This window comes from Vibrio sp. RC2502 (assembly GCF_054850435.1).
This window is the reverse complement of sequence record NZ_CM141453.1, coordinates 651,627-666,953: the sequence shown is the minus strand read 5'-3', so window position 1 is coordinate 666,953 and position 15,327 is coordinate 651,627. Positions and strand designations below refer to the sequence as shown.

Below are 15,327 nucleotides of genomic sequence, written 5' to 3'. Positions count from 1 at the left end.
ATGCCATGAGCTTTTTTCTTTCCTCCAAATACAAAAATTACTCAGCCATTTAGACGTCTAGACGTTGACAATAAAAGTCGGTGAGATTAGTCTGCTCACTTCTCTTATTATTATCTTTGTCGTTTACATGTCCGGTTCCCAACAAACTACTAAAACAGTTGCACCGTCTGCGGTCGCTCTGATCCCATTGATCGTATTCCTTGCGCTATTTATTGGCGTAGGCACGTACTTATCTTTGCAAGGCGTTGAATTTGCCTTCTACCAGCTGCCAGCACCAATTGCGGTATTACCAGCCATCATCATTGCGTTTCTTCTCAGCAAAGAGAAACTTAACCGCTCTATTGAACATTTTATGCGTGGTGTTGGTCATCAAGACATCATCGCAATGTGCATGATCTACTTGCTTGCAGGTGCGTTTGCTGCCGTTGCAAAGGCTTCTGGCGGTGTCGATGCTACCGTAAACTTAGGTCTATCTGCCATTCCGACCAGCATGATTTTGCCTGGTATTTTCATGATCTCAGCCTTCATTGCGACAGCGATGGGCACTTCGATGGGCACCATCGCTGCCGTTGCACCTGTGGCTTTGGGCATTGCTCAATCTGCAGGCATGAGCTTGCCATTAACCGCTGGTGTTGTGCTCAGCGGCGCGATGTTTGGTGATAACCTTTCTATCATCTCTGACACCACCATCGCGGCAACACGCTCTCAGGGCTGTGAAATGAAGGACAAGTTCAAAGAGAACATCCGCATTGCACTGCCAGCAGCACTGGTTGCTATGGGTATTTTTGCCTTCAACAGCACTGCGACTCAAGTGCCAGAGACTGGCCCAATTGAATGGTTAAAAGTGCTACCGTACGTCACCATTTTGATTTTGGCGGTTTCAGGGCTTAACGTATTTGTTGTGCTGACTATCGGTATTTTACTGGCGGGTGGCGTAAGTTTGGTTTCGATTGACGACTACGGTCTAACGAACCTAGCGCAAGACGTGTACAGCGGTTTTGGCAACATGCAGGAAATCTTCCTGCTATCGATGCTGATTGGTGGTCTGAGTGAGTTAATGCGCCGTCAAGGTGGTCTTGCTTTCCTAACCAACTTAGTGAGCAGCATGATCCACGCGTTTGGCTCTAGCCATTCAAAACACGCGAACAGCCGCGCAAGTGAGCTAGGTATCGCGGGCTTGGTTTCTATGGTGAATGGTTGCACGGCAAACAATACGGTCGCCATCATCGTATCAGGTAGCGTGGCGCGCCAGTTGGCGGAAGAGAACAATGTCTCTCCTCGTCGCTCAGCAAGCTTGTTGGATATTTTCTCGTGCGTGGTACAAGGCATTTTGCCTTACGGCGCGCAAGTATTGTTGCTAGGCTCAGTATTTAACCTTTCTCCATTAGAAGTGGTTACCAACTCTTACTACTGTTTCGCGCTGGCAATTGCAGCCATTGTGGCGGTGTTTATCAAACACCCAGCTCGCCAACCCGCAGTGCAAACCGAAAACTAACGACAAATACCGAAAAGGCTCCGATGGAGCCTTTTTGCTTTCCGTTCTTCTTTATTTTCCTTGCTTCAAACAGATTCACTTTAAAACTGAACGCAAACTTTGCGCACTGTGTAAAGGAATCGCGAAGCAACGCGCCACATCGCGTAGAGCTTCCACCTGAGCCGCGTTACTGATTGCCAATTCGCCTGCCACATCGAAGTGGTTATTCTCAAACCCCACTCTCACATCGAATCCAAGTAACATCGCACTCGCTAAACAGTCTTGCTCTCGCGCGCCAAAAGCACAAATGGCACATCGAATTCCTTCCTCGACAAAACGCGCCAAATTCAAACCTCGTAAATCCCATGGCGAAGACTGTTGAGCTTGGTGATAACGCCCTAACACCACTAATGCATGCTGATGCGTTTTAGGTAGCATGCCCGCATCGCGTAGTTGGAAATAACGTTCAATGTCGGTTGCATCGTAGAGAATAATTTGGCTCACGATGCTGTTCTCTGCCAACCAATGGAAAAAGGCATGCCCTTCTTTCTCACTTGCGCGATCGGGGATTAACTCCCTCAATGCGAAAGAAGCCGCTTCTGGTTTCACAGCTTTAACTAACGCCCGCTGTTGTGGCGGAGAATATAAACCCACCGCCTCTGTAGTGAGCTGAACCATCATGGTTTCTCCCACCGCTTCTTTCACGGCATGGTAAATTGCCATGTTGTCGTCGATGTCTAATGAATGACGTCCGTTGGCGTCTCTAGCATGCAAATGGATCATGGCAGCTCCTGCCGTTTGACAAGCGATAGCCTCTTCAACCAGTTCGTCTTTTGTCATGGGTAAGTTGGCGTGATCGTGCTTAGTTTTTCTAGCACCGTTTGGGGCCACGATAATGGCGATAGGTTCTCGCAAATATTGGTTTGCTACTTCCATGTCTCCGCCACCTCTTTTAACGTCAGTGAGAGTTTACCGACTAGTTCATCAATATGATGAGACTGAATAATGAATGGTGGTGCGAGCAAAATATGGTGCCCATTAACGCCATCAATCGTCCCACCCATTGGATAGCACATTAAGCCATTTTCCATTGCTCGCTGTTTGATGCGTTTGTCTGCCAATGTGGCTTTACTCAGAGGCGCCTTGCTTTCTTTGTCCGCCACCAGCTCAATGCCAAAAAACAAGCCTTTACCACGAATGTCGCCAATGTACGGTAAATGGGCCAATGCAGAAGTAAGCTCATTACGCAGCAAAGCACTTTGCTGATTCACCGCCGTTAATAAGTCATCTTGGAAGATGGTTTGAATGGTTGCCACGGCAGCAGCGCACGCCACAGGGTGCGCCATAAAAGTATGACCATGTTGGAAAAAACCACTTCCATCAGCAATAGCTTGGTAGACTCGATCATTCGCCACCACCGCACCAATAGGTTGATAACCCGCACCAAGCCCTTTAGCCATACACACCAGATCGGGTTCTGCCTCTTCCTGCTCAAACGCAAAAAAACTGCCACTGCGTCCAACGCCACACATGACTTCATCCAAGATCAATAACACATCGTATTGGTCGCATATTTCGCGAATACGCTTGAAATAACCTTGCGTTGCAGGCACAGCTCCAGCGGTGGCTCCCACAATGGGCTCGGCGACAAAAGCCATGACATTATCGGCCCCCAACTCAAGAATTTTTGCCTCTAGTTCATTCGCCGCTCGCAATGAGTAATCCAATTCCGACTCATGACTCTGCTGATAACGATAAGCATAGCAAGGGGCAATATGATGACTCGGATGCAAGATAGGTTTGAACGGTTCACGTCGCCATTCATTACCACCGACCGCCAGAGCTCCCAACGTATTGCCGTGATAACTTTGCTGACGCGCGATGAATTGCTTTTTCTCTGGCTTACCTGATTCCACAAAATACTGCCGCGCCATTTTTAGTGCCGACTCCACCGCTTCTGATCCGCCACTGACTAAATACACATGGTTGAACTGCTCAGGCATATGCTGACAAATCAATTCCGCTAGTCGCTCACTGCTGTCACTAGTAAAAAATCCAGTATGAGCAAACGGCACTCTCTCGAGCTGTTCCAACATGGCTTTTTTAACGGCTTGATGACTATGGCCAAGGTTTGATACCGCAGCGCCACCACAAGCATCGAGATACTGTTTTCCTTGTTTATCGAATAGATAAACACCTTCACCTTTATCGATGATTGGCAGCGTGGCATGGCAATGACGGTGAAATACGTAAGACATTTGAGTCCCTTCCAATGTATAAGATTTGCACATATCATCAGGAACAAACCCAAACGCGACAAGGGAATAAATTTCACCCACCATGAGCTTTTGGAATACCACAACCCAAAAACAATAAAGCCTTTGATATTTAAACAATAAAACAAATAAAGGCCAGCTTTTTTAAAGGCTGGCCTATGGGTAACCAAAAGCTAAAAAAGAATCGTTTTACGCGTTTAGTGCCTGTTCTAAATCGGCTAGGATATCGTCAATATGCTCAATACCCACAGATAAACGAATCATCTCTGGTGACACACCAGCTTGTTTTTGTTCTGCTTCGCTCAACTGACGATGAGTCGTCGATGCTGGATGACAAGCCAATGATTTTGCATCGCCAATGTTCACCAAACGCTTAAAGATTTTCAGAGCGTCATAAAAGCGCACTCCGGCTTCATAACCGTCTTTTAAACCAAACGACAAAATCGCAGAAGGCTTACCTTTCATGTATTTTTCGGCGAGGTTGAAGTGTGCTGAACTTGGCAAGCCGGCGTAACTCACCCAACTGACTTTGTCATGCTGTTCCAAGAATTCAGCCACTTTGAGAGCATTCTCAGTATGGCGTTCCATACGCAGCGGTAACGTTTCTAGCCCTTGCATAAGCATAAATGCATTCATCGGTGATAATGCCGAACCGGTATTACGCAATGGTACGGTACGCGCGCGCCCGATAAATGCTGCCTCACCAAACGCTTCGGTATACACGACTCCGTGGTAAGAAGGTTCTGGTTGGTTGAAAACGGGAAAACGGCCTTTGTGCTGCGCCCAAGGGAATTTACCGGAATCTACAATCACGCCACCCAATGTGGTGCCATGCCCACCAACGTATTTAGTGAGCGAGTGAACTACGATATCCGCACCGAACTCGATGGGTTTGCACAGCACTGGCGTCGCGACAGTGTTATCCACAATCACAGGCACACCTTGTGCGTGAGCAAGCTCCGCCACACGTTCTAAATCAACGATATTACCCGCAGGGTTACCAATGCTCTCGCAGTATACCGCTTTGGTATTTTCATCAATTAACTCGACCAAACTTTCTGGCTTGTCATCTTTGGCAAACTTCACTTGAATACCTTGATTTGGCAGCATGTGCGCAAACAAGGTGTAAGTACCGCCATAAAGTTGCGGCGTAGAAACGATGTTATCGCCCGCTTGCGCTAAGGTCAGAATCGCATAGTTAATCGCTGCACTCCCCGCACTCACGACCAATCCAGCAATGCCGCCTTCTAACGCCGCCATGCGTTTTTCCAGAACATCGTTAGTCGGATTCATGATGCGAGTGTAGATATTACCCGGCACTTCCAAGTTAAACAGATCAGCGCCGTGCTGCGCGTTATCAAACTCGTACGCGACCGTTTGATAAATCGGCGTCGCGACAGATTTAGTGGTAGGGTCAGTTTCGTAACCAAAATGGATGGATAGCGTTTCGTCTTTCATGTTCTTCCTTGAGCGTCATCGAGATAAATCGTGGACTTATCATGCCGACTTTTTAACCACAGAACCTCGTTATGGGTCACATTGCCCAAGCCCAGAAACGTTTATGAAATGGGAAAAGGTAACATTTTTGATATTCATCGATAGGTATAACTTGCGCTTGATTGAAAGTCTTTAATCTTGTTGATAATCCTCCTTCAATATGAACTAAAGTGAATGTGACCTATTGAGTTCTCAAACTCATTGAGATGGGAGCAATAGGCAAAAAACTTACTCTGTATGGAGATGACCGATGAACAAAAACTGGATCCCCATTGCCCTATCTGGGCTTGCTTTAACGGGGTGTTTTTCTGAAGAAGCGAAAGAAGTAGAAGCCGTCGCCGAGCCACTCAAAGTAACCGCCGCAGACAAAATTTATTATGGTGGCGACATCCTAACCATGGCTGGCGATAAGCCAGAGTACGCCGAAGCCGTCGCGACATTAGGCGAGAAAATCATTTATGTCGGCAGCAAAGATGGAGCGATGGAACACAAGTTCGGTAAAACACAGTTGGTCGACTTAAAAGGCAAAACTATGTTGCCTGGCTTTGTTGATCCGCACAGTCATGTGTATGGTGTTGGTCTGCAAGCCATGGTCGCAAACGTGCTGCCATCTCCTGATGGCGAAGCCGATACCGTTGCGAAAATCATAGAAACTCTGAAAAATGCCGAGAACAATAATACGCAACGCCTATTCATTGAGAAAACGGGGTGGATTTTAGGTTTTGGTTACGACGACGCCCAACTGGATTACTACCCTACCAAAGCGGATCTCGATAAAGTCAGCACAGATAAGCCTGTATTGATCATTCACACTTCGGGGCATTTGAGTGTCGCAAACAGTAAAGCGTTAGAGCTAGCAGGCATCACATCAGAATCGGAAGATCCAAAAGGTGGCATTATCCGCCGAATGGAAAACAGCCAAGAGCCAAATGGTGTCCTAGAAGAAAACGCGCACTTTGCAATGCTGTTCAACCTCAATAAGTTGATTGATTCAGAACTTCAAGATCGCATGTTAGAAGCCTCACAAGGTATGTACGCGAAATATGGCTATACCACAGCTCAAGAAGGACGAGCAACATCAGAAGGTTATGAAGCGATGAAACGCGCGTCGAAAAACGACAAGCTGATGATCGACTTGGTTGCGTACGCCGATATGGTATCGAGCAGTGATTTTATGGACTCGGAATACAACACGCCAGAGTACACAAACCATTTCCGCATCGGTGGCGTAAAGCTGAACTTTGATGGCTCTCCACAAGGTAAAACGGCATGGCTAAGTCAGCCTTACTTCCACCCGCCACATGGACAAGATAAAGACTACGCTGGCTACCCAACCTTTGAAGATCAACAAGCTTACGATTACGTAGAAACGGCCTTTAAAAATGAATGGCAAGTGCTGACGCATGCCAATGGTGACGCTGCGATCGAGCAATTTATCAACGCAGTGACCAAAGCAAATGAAAAGCTAGGAAAACAAGACCGCCGACCTGTACTCATTCACGGCCAAACCATGCGCCAAGACCAAGTGGATCGCTTAGCGGCGCAAGGCATCTTCCCTTCTCTATTCCCAATGCATACTTTTTATTGGGGTGACTGGCATGTGGACTCGGTGCTCGGCCATCCTCGTGCCGATTTCATTTCACCAACTCAAGCGGTGAGAAAGGCAGGGTTAAAGTTCAGTACTCACCATGACGCACCTGTTGCGCTGCCAAGTTCATTCCGAGTATTGGATGCGACCGTCAATCGCACCACCAGAACTGATAAAGTACTGGGGGCAGATCAGCGCGTTGACACGTACACCGCGCTGCAAGCCATGACCATTTGGCCAGCTTACCAACACTTTGAGGAGTCGTATAAAGGTTCTATCGAAGTAGGTAAGAATGCGGATTTAATCATCCTCGATAACAACCCGATGAAGATTGAACCTAAGGCGCTAAAAGACCTAAACGTGGAAGAAACCATCAGCAGAGGTCAATCGGTTTATCAACGACAGTAATCCAAAATAAAACACCGCCGCTATCGAGGCGGTGTTTTCTATCTGACTCACCAAGCACTTTATCTATTTGCTCGCCACTAGCTTCACTAACCAAGTAGGAAACTTTTCGTATTTAAGAATAAACCACACCTAAGCAAAGGAGGATTAATCAAAATCAGAAGGTCGTTTTGAGGGCGGCTTTAACAGCCTGATTCAACTTACTTAGCACCAATTCAAACACCCAACGAATAAAGGAATAAGTAAATTTGATCGCGATATTTGCACCTTTCCCCGCAAATACCAACATGTGGCCAAGTAAACCTTTTACGCGTTCAGAAAATTCGCTAGAGAGTTCTGAAATTTTGACGATTGAACGAGCAATCGCGTCATATATAGTAGCAATAGCAGAACCTACATTTTGCAGGGCAAAGACTGACGCCGCAGCCCCACCATCAACTAACAACGTAAGGAGCGCTGCCGAGATCTTATCTGCCCAATCAGCAGAAGGTGTGGCTTGAAGTCGATTCTCATAGTTTAAAACTACGCGTTTAAAAGTGGAGCTTGCCTTTTGAAAGCCAAGGCTATCCCAGGTTGCAGTCTGTGTATAAGAACTGTACTCCGCCATAAAATGTGCGCTAGGAAAAAGACCTTGAGCACGATTCAATATGTACTCCGAACCATCATAAGGCACATGATAAAAAGGCCATACTGGCGCTTTTGTTACGGGGTCCGCACCATTGACACAACGGAAGTGAGTCGATATTCGAGATGATGAGTTGATCGAAAAAGATTTCATTCCGACTCTTGGTGAGCCAAAAGTATATAAGTTAACTCTGCCTTTAAACTCTGGAGAAGCAGAAATCCAATTAGCAACCAGAGTCGCTAATGCACCACCTAAACTGTGTCCAACACAATGTATAGTACCGTTAGCGGTTACCGGATTATCACGAAGAAAACGAGTTAAACCTTTTCTCATAGAATAGAACGTAGTTTGGAATCCCGAATGAACGGTCTCTCCGGTATCTGTTCCTTTCCCGCTACACGTTAAGTCTGTAATCCCATCAGCTAATCCTGCTGTACCTCTAAAAGCTAAGACAAGGTCATTTTTATAACGCTCACTTTTTCCCTTTCCTAGCAGAGCAAACCCTGTTTCAGGACGAAAGAAAAAACCACCACTTGTACCTACCGCTACTTTCGAAAAACCAAAGTGATTATCAACAACAGCTGGCAGTTTCACACGTTCAAGATTGTGCTTCACTTCGTATGCAATATTACATAGTTCACTCGCCATAAATGGAGAAATAGTGCTCATTAGTTGTTTTTCCTTACTCTTTATTTTTTCAATACGTGGGTATCAGTAGTTTCGTCATATTCGTATGTATTTATTCTCTCGCTATTCCAATCACATACAGAATGAACAGGAGTTCGCCTTGTGCTTTCTGGTGAAATATCAACTTCGTGGATTTGCTTGTTGTTCGATAACTCACAGTCAATATTCATCAGCATCCATCTCAATGAGTCTGCGCCTTCTGTTGGCACCCACGCCCCCCAGACTTCTTTCTTTTCAGACTCGCAATCAACGCAGACATATTGATACACCTTCAAACTCCCACCAAATATGTCTCCGGGAGCTCGCGACCGAACAGTAACGCCAGGAAAGAAAAACTCACCTAGTTCATTGGTTTGGGCTTCATCTTTTAGCGTTTTTCCTTTTTTATATCCTTCATAAAAAAGTTCTCGATGAACCGTTAGCCCAACTTGTGGTTTACCATCAAGCTTAATAACACCACGTACTTCTGGTGACATTTCCACATCGTATTTTTTAAACGGCCAAAACATTGCACTTGCTCCTACCGAAAATAGAGCTAGGACCAATATAAGCGAGTTTTTTTTAGCCATAGCCTTTCTCTATCCATTAGTTATTTTCTAGGATGATATGGAAAAAGATGAGTAAGAGAGAGAAGTTAATAAAGTGAAGATAATTTGTGGGAAGTGGCTCAAGATAATATGTAATTAAGACATTTATTTTTATTATTTCTTAAACACTTAAATCATCGTCGTGACTCAATCTGCTTCAAAAGCCACTCTCTAAATCGCTCAGTTGACTGGCTTCTTGTATTCATGATCAAGTAATACCCAGCATTGGCAGGAATGGGGGCGAATGGAGAAACCAAACGTTTCGTCGTCAATTCATCCTCAATCAACGCCATGCGTGCCATCGCGATCCCGACTCCAGCTTCCGCCGCAGACATCGCCATGTCTGTTCGATTGAAAAAGTGACCGACATCGGTTTTAAAATCGAATCCCATTGCCGAAGCCCAATACAACCACTCATAGTCACGTGTCGCTTTTTCCCACGGCATCGCGTCGTGCAACAACGTAGCCGCTTGCCATTGATTAGCAGACATCGACGATGTTTGATCACCAAAAGGAGTTTTTAGCCATCGATGATCCTCAAGGTATTTAAGGCTCATCACTGGCAGCAATTTTTCATCGAGAATCAACTCGGCATCATGGTCTCGATAAGGGTGAAGGCCGTAGTCAATGGCGACGTCATAGTCTTTCAAATCGCTGTTGACTAGCGCTCCTTCCGCAAAGATCTGCACTTGTATTTCTGGGTTCTCTAGTTGAAAGCTTTCGAGTTTAGGCACTAGCCACTTAAAGGCGAATGAGGGAGTGAGCTTCAAGCGAACCTCATTGATATGCTTTTCTACTCTCAGATCATCAAGCAACTTGCCTAACTCAGAGAAATGCAACTGCGTGGCTTGTTGCAGTTGTATTCCCTTTTCGGTGAGGCGGATCCCTCGAGAGTGGCGTTCAAAAAGAGTAAAACCTAACAACTCTTCTAAGTGGATTATTTGTTGGCTTACAGCCCCTGTCGTAAGGTGTAGATGCTTAGCAGCGCCCGTAAAACTGGCATGTGCCGCCACTTGGTTAAACAACCATAAACCACTTATCACGTTACTTCTCATCACTAAGCCTATAGTTTTTCTAAACGCTGTATGTAATTTATATCGATTGTTAATAAAAGGTAAAGAAAAGAAACTAACCGCTACTGATAAATGTGTGGAGTACCTCAATGGAAGTCATCGTATTAGGCAGCGGTGTTATCGGTTTAACCTCTGCTTGGTATTTATCTCAAGCAGGCTATCAAGTCACGGTCATCGATCGCCAACCAAGCAGCGCGATGGAAACAAGCTTTGCCAATGCAGGACAAATTTCTTATGGCTACTCATCCCCATGGGCAGCTCCGGGTATCCCGCTCAAGGCGATCAAATGGCTGATGGAAGAACACGCTCCACTAAAAATAAAGCCGTCGCTAAGCACAGACATGATCAGTTGGGCAAGCAAGATGGTTGCGAACTGCACCTTGCCTCGCTATCAAATCAACAAAGCTCGCATGCTGTCTATCGCCAACCACAGCCGAACTTGCTTGGAACAATTACGTAATGAGCACGCGATTGAATACCAAGGACGCCAGTTTGGTACCTTGCAAGTGTTCCGCACAACTCAACAGTTAACCGCAATCGAAAAAGACCTCAAGCTGCTTGAGCAAAGTGGTACTCGATTTGAGTTGATGGACGTTGAACAGTGCCTTCGACAAGAACCCGGTTTAGCGCTGGTCAAAGATAAAATCGTAGGCGGGTTGTATTTGCCTGATGATGAAACAGGTGACTGCTTTCAGTTTTGCCAACAGCTGACAGAACTTGCGAAAGCGCATGGTGTCACGTTTAAATTCAATACCGAAGTGAGTAATTGGGTTACTGTAGGCAAAAAGATCATAGGTGTCCAAACGAACCACGGTTTGTTTAAGGCCGACCAATTTGTCGTTGCTTCTGGTAGCTTTTCCACAGCGCTTTTAAAGCAGCTCGATATTGATATTCCAGTGTATCCGGTTAAAGGATATTCACTGACGCTACCGATAGAAAATGAAGAATACGCACCGCGCTCTACTGTCATGGATGAGACTTACAAAGTCGCTATGACTCGATTTGATGACCGCATACGAGTGGCTGGCACCGCTGAACTTGCCGGTTTCGACCCATCCTTGCCACAAAAGCGCAAAAACACGATTGAGATGGTGGTTCGCGATTTGTTCCCTCGCGGCGGTGATTTCAGCCAAGCAGAATTCTGGACCGGATTTCGCCCAATGACGCCAGATGGCACACCAATCATAGGTGCAACGCCATACGACAACCTCTTTACTAATACCGGGCATGGGACGTTAGGGTGGACAATGGCATGTGGTTCTGGGCACTTATTGGCCAATATCATGACAGGTGAAAAAGCCAAAATCATGGAGAACTCAGAGCTCAACTTACTTCGTTACGCGTAAATAATCGCACAAAAATCAAACAGACCTTTATTCCACATACTGCATAGTGGTTAGCATTTTTAACTCATCGAATATGCAGCACATTAAAATGACAACGTGCTGCATATTTAATCAAACCAATAAATTCCCCATCTAATTGCGCACAATAATCAACTAGAACCAAATTTTAACAACACCAAGCCATTCTGTGCCCACCATCACGCTATAAACGATTTATAGACAAAAAAGTTAACAATTGCATTACAAAAAGGGTAATGTGTTGTTTGAAAAATAACCACAAACACAACTAACAGGGAAAATACTCATGCAGTCATTAGTTGATTTTCTGAATGGAATTATCTGGAGCCCAGTACTGATCTACCTGTGTCTTGGGGCGGGTTTGTTCTATTCGATCATGACACGCTTTGTGCAGATTCGTCATTTCTTTGAGATGTGGCGCTTGCTACTTTCGGGCAAAAGTTCAACCAAGGGGATCTCATCATTTCAGGCGCTTGCCGTTTCGCTATCTGGCCGTGTAGGTACTGGTAACATTGCCGGTGTTGCTGCGGCTATCGGCTTTGGTGGCCCTGGCGCCGTATTCTGGATGTGGGTTGTTGCCTTCTTTGGCGCTGCAACAGCATATGCAGAATCCACTCTCGCTCAAATCTACAAAGAAGAAGATGAAGGTGAATTCCGTGGCGGCCCTGCTTACTACATCGAAAAGGCAATGGGGCAAAAATGGTACGCATGGATCTTTGCTATCTCGACCATCTTTGCGTGTGGTGTGCTACTTCCTGGCGTTCAATCCAACAGTATTGGTAACGCGGTAGAAGCAGCATTTGGCTCTGGTGACATGATCGAAACCGCTATTGGTACCTTCAGTTTTGCTAAAATTTTCACTGGTACGGTTGTCTGTGTCATTCTTGCCTTCATCATCTTTGGTGGCGTAAAGCGTATTGCGAACTTCACTCAGATCGTTGTGCCATTCATGGCATTGGCGTACATCATCACCGCTTTCGTTATCATTCTTCTAAACATCGGTGAAATCCCACGCATTATCGGCATGATCCTAGGAGACGCGTTCACTCCTATGGCTGGTGTTGGTGCTGCCATTGGTTGGGGTGTTAAACGTGGTGTTTACTCAAATGAAGCAGGCCAAGGTACCGGCCCTCACGCAGCAGCGGCAGCAAGCGTTGATCATCCTGCACAGCAAGGTCTGGTTCAATCATTCTCAATCTACATCGATACACTACTAGTATGTTCGGCAACTGCGTTTATGATTCTTATCACAGGTGCGTACAACGTACACGGTGCGGTTGAAGGTGCATTCCTTGTGCAAAACCTACCAGCCGATATTGGGGCCAATGGTCCAGTATTCACGCAAATGGCGATTGAAAGTGCTCTGCCTGGAGTTGGTAAACCGTTCATCGCTGTTGCACTGTTCTTCTTCGCATTCACCACGATCTTGGCTTACTACTACATCGCAGAAACAAACATTGCCTACATTCGCCGTACCTTTAAAGTGAACGGTCTGATGTTTATCTTAAAACTGGTACTTATCTCAGCCGTGTTTTACGGTACAGTAAAAACCGCAAACCTAGCATGGGCGATGGGTGATGTTGGCGTAGGTTTGATGGCTTGGCTGAACATCGTGGGTATCTTGATCATCTTCTTTATGTCGAAGCCTGCTCTGAAAGCGCTGACCGACTACGAAGAACAACAGAAGCAAGGTGTCACAGAGTTTACGTTCAACCCAGTTGCGCTAGGTATCAAAGGTGCAGATTACTGGGAAGAGAAATACAAACGTAAAACGGGTCAAGCACCAACGACTGAAACTACCGCAACAGACACGGTAGAACAGCCTTCGACCTAAGTTTCTTTCCTTAAAAATAAGAAAAAGCAGTGGTCCGTTCTTCGGACACAACAAAGGGGTTAACCAGTGGTTAACCCCTTTTTATATCAGTCAGATTGGAAATCTTACTTGGTCGGATACACTTGCTTCCAATCGTTTTTCATATCAGCGATTAACCAACCTTTCGCTTTCGCTTCATCCAATCCTTTATCTAGCTTACCAATGCTAGAGGTGCGGTCATATTTCCACTCACGTTGGTCATCCGTGTGATGAACGTACATTGCTAAACGAGGAGCAGTACCTGACGTCGTCCATTGCAGCATTTGTAGGTCACCATCTGAGTTGCCAAACGAAGCTATTGGGCGCTTACCAATGTGCTGATAAATTTGCTGCGGTTTTTCCGCTTTGTCGTTATTCACTTCAATGCCCGGTACGCGCTTAACTTGGTAACTACCATCAACATTAACGAACTCTGTAGATAGACGAGTACCAATGATACGCTCGGATGGGATGTTGTAGACATCCGTCGCCCAAGCTCGCATAAAGGCATTGCCACCACCAGACACAATGAAGTTTTTAAAGCCGTTGCTATCAAGATAGTCCAACAGTTCTAACATTGGTTGATACACCATATCGGTGTATGGGCGACCCGTTACGGGGTGCTTAGCCGTACTTATCCAAGCTTGCACAATAGACGTGAACTCATCGCTGCTCATTCCTGAATGCGTTTTTTGCACCATGGTTAGAACATCTTCTAAGCTCAGCTTATCTATCTGCCCGCTTAACACCAGTGAGTATGGTTTAGTCGTCTTCCAATCAGGGTGGCTAGCCGCTTGCTCTTTAATTTGGTCGAGCACAAACAAGATTTGGAAGTACATCGGCTTTTCTGACCATAACGTTCCGTCGTTATCAAAAGTGGCAATACGATCTTGAGGAGCAACAAAATTGGGAGAGTTAGCGTCAGTAACATCACTGACAAATTGGATAATTGCTTGTTTGGTTTGACCGTCGTTCCACGAAGGCAATGGGTCACTATTTTGCGCCAAAATAGGAAATGAAATCACCGCGACAGCGAGCGTAAAAACATTCAAGAGGTAATTTTTCATCAGTTGTAAACTCTTTATATAGGGGAGTTTAATAATGGAGCATTCTCGAAGAAAAAATTCTCTCTTGGTCACAACAATGTCTTATTCGGAATATTCCTACTTGAAAGCCCAAAAGATTCATAAAATTCAATGAAATAAAAAAGCGGACCTATTGGCCCGCTTTTTCAATGAGTTCGATTTAACGCTTAAGCTGCGACTGCTTCAACTTTACGAGCGATTTTTGCTTTACCTACAGGTAGAACTTCACGACCAAATTCGTTGTTTAGCACTTGCGCCATTGCGAAGTAAATTGCGCTTGCGCCACAGAAGATACCTTCGAAGCCAGCGATAGCACCGATAACTTCGCTACCAGTGAAATCACGAGCAGCAAGCAAGAAGAACAGGATAGTTAGAGAACCAAATACCACCTGCTTCGCTGTTGGGTAACATAGAGAGCCAATGAACATGAAACCAGTGAAGATACCCCAAAGTGCTAGGTACCAACCCATAAAGCTTGCTGGGCTCGCAGGAAGACCCATGTGAGGCATTACGATTAAACCAACCAATGTTAGCCAAAATAGACCGTAAGAAGTAAACGCAGTTGTCCCGAACGTGTCGCCGCGTTTAAAGCACATGATGCCAACGATTACTTGGCTAAGGCCACCGTAAAAGATGCCCATCGCTAGAATCATAGAGTCAAGTGGGAAAAATCCTGCGTTATGAATGTTCAGCAGAATAGTGGTCATACCGAAACCCATCAGACCTAGCGGTGCTGGGTTAGCCAGTTTTGTCGACATGTACAAATACCTTTTTTCAAAAATGTTGATAAAAAATGCGCGCGAATTTTAATGGA

At 45.6% G+C, this 15,327-nt stretch carries 12 protein-coding genes; 4 read left to right on the top strand and 8 right to left on the bottom strand.

The genetic code is table 11. The annotated features are described in order from the left end of the window. Window positions 1–127 precede the first annotated feature (127 nt). A complete protein-coding gene (locus ACYJZR_RS03065; protein WP_192868715.1) occupies window positions 128–1,495 on the top strand; it encodes a Na+/H+ antiporter NhaC family protein in 1,368 nt (455 codons plus the stop codon). A 75-nt stretch (window positions 1,496–1,570) separates the two neighbouring features. Here ACYJZR_RS03065 and ACYJZR_RS03060 read toward each other — a convergent pair whose 3' ends face one another. The 3 genes from ACYJZR_RS03060 to ACYJZR_RS03050 form a co-directional block, all read right to left on the bottom strand. Beyond that, the gene (locus tag ACYJZR_RS03060) at window positions 1,571–2,410 is read right to left on the bottom strand and encodes a beta-keto acid cleavage family enzyme (protein ID WP_343365753.1); all 840 of its coding nucleotides are present in this window, start codon (window positions 2,408–2,410) and stop codon (window positions 1,571–1,573) included. Beyond that, window positions 2,401–3,732 carry an aspartate aminotransferase family protein gene (locus ACYJZR_RS03055; RefSeq protein WP_406966300.1) on the bottom strand — a complete coding sequence of 444 codons (1,332 nt, stop codon included), beginning with the start codon at window positions 3,730–3,732 and terminating at the stop codon, window positions 2,401–2,403. Before ACYJZR_RS03055 ends, ACYJZR_RS03060 begins: the two co-directional genes overlap by 10 nt. 207 nt (window positions 3,733–3,939) lie before the next feature. Next, window positions 3,940–5,208: an O-acetylhomoserine aminocarboxypropyltransferase/cysteine synthase family protein gene (locus tag ACYJZR_RS03050; RefSeq protein ID WP_062866615.1), complete on the bottom strand. Its 1,269-nt coding sequence runs from the start codon at window positions 5,206–5,208 to the stop codon at window positions 3,940–3,942. A gap of 289 nt (window positions 5,209–5,497) precedes the next feature. Here ACYJZR_RS03050 and ACYJZR_RS03045 point away from each other — a divergent pair, with 289 nt between their 5' ends. Further along, window positions 5,498–7,243, top strand: a complete 1,746-nt coding sequence (locus ACYJZR_RS03045) for an amidohydrolase (RefSeq protein WP_020904175.1) — start codon at window positions 5,498–5,500, stop codon at window positions 7,241–7,243. Between the two features lie 154 nt (window positions 7,244–7,397). Here ACYJZR_RS03045 and ACYJZR_RS03040 read toward each other — a convergent pair whose 3' ends face one another. The 3 genes from ACYJZR_RS03040 to ACYJZR_RS03030 all read right to left on the bottom strand — a co-directional run bounded on the left by ACYJZR_RS03040 (window position 7,398) and on the right by ACYJZR_RS03030 (window position 10,194). After that, window positions 7,398–8,534 (bottom strand): lipase family protein, encoded by a 1,137-nt coding sequence (locus ACYJZR_RS03040; protein ID WP_005464246.1) that lies wholly within the window; start codon window positions 8,532–8,534, stop codon window positions 7,398–7,400. 20 nt (window positions 8,535–8,554) lie between these two features. Beyond that, window positions 8,555–9,121, bottom strand: a complete 567-nt coding sequence (locus ACYJZR_RS03035; protein ID WP_017448840.1) for a DUF6795 domain-containing protein — start codon at window positions 9,119–9,121, stop codon at window positions 8,555–8,557. 152 nt (window positions 9,122–9,273) lie between these two features. After that, window positions 9,274–10,194 carry a LysR family transcriptional regulator gene (locus tag ACYJZR_RS03030; protein ID WP_406966299.1) on the bottom strand — a complete coding sequence of 307 codons (921 nt, stop codon included), beginning with the start codon at window positions 10,192–10,194 and terminating at the stop codon, window positions 9,274–9,276. Window positions 10,195–10,301: 107 nt separating this feature from the next. Between ACYJZR_RS03030 and ACYJZR_RS03025 the strand changes: the two genes are divergently transcribed. After that, window positions 10,302–11,558, top strand: coding sequence for a D-amino acid dehydrogenase (locus ACYJZR_RS03025; protein ID WP_025501377.1), 1,257 nt, complete (start codon window positions 10,302–10,304; stop codon window positions 11,556–11,558). Between the two features lie 304 nt (window positions 11,559–11,862). After that, entirely contained in the window at window positions 11,863–13,410 is a 1,548-nt protein-coding gene (locus ACYJZR_RS03020; RefSeq protein ID WP_005464242.1) for an alanine/glycine:cation symporter family protein, read from the top strand. 104 nt (window positions 13,411–13,514) lie between these two features. Here the strand turns inward: ACYJZR_RS03020 and ACYJZR_RS03015 are convergent, their stop codons facing one another. Together ACYJZR_RS03015 and ACYJZR_RS03010 are read right to left on the bottom strand one after the other, a co-directional pair. Next, on the bottom strand, window positions 13,515–14,495 hold the full coding sequence (locus ACYJZR_RS03015; protein ID WP_079877535.1) for an HAD family hydrolase: 981 nt from the start codon (window positions 14,493–14,495) through the stop codon (window positions 13,515–13,517). Between the two features lie 185 nt (window positions 14,496–14,680). Beyond that, window positions 14,681–15,271 carry an acetate uptake transporter gene (locus ACYJZR_RS03010; RefSeq protein WP_005460258.1) on the bottom strand — a complete coding sequence of 197 codons (591 nt, stop codon included), beginning with the start codon at window positions 15,269–15,271 and terminating at the stop codon, window positions 14,681–14,683. Window positions 15,272–15,327 lie beyond the last annotated feature (56 nt).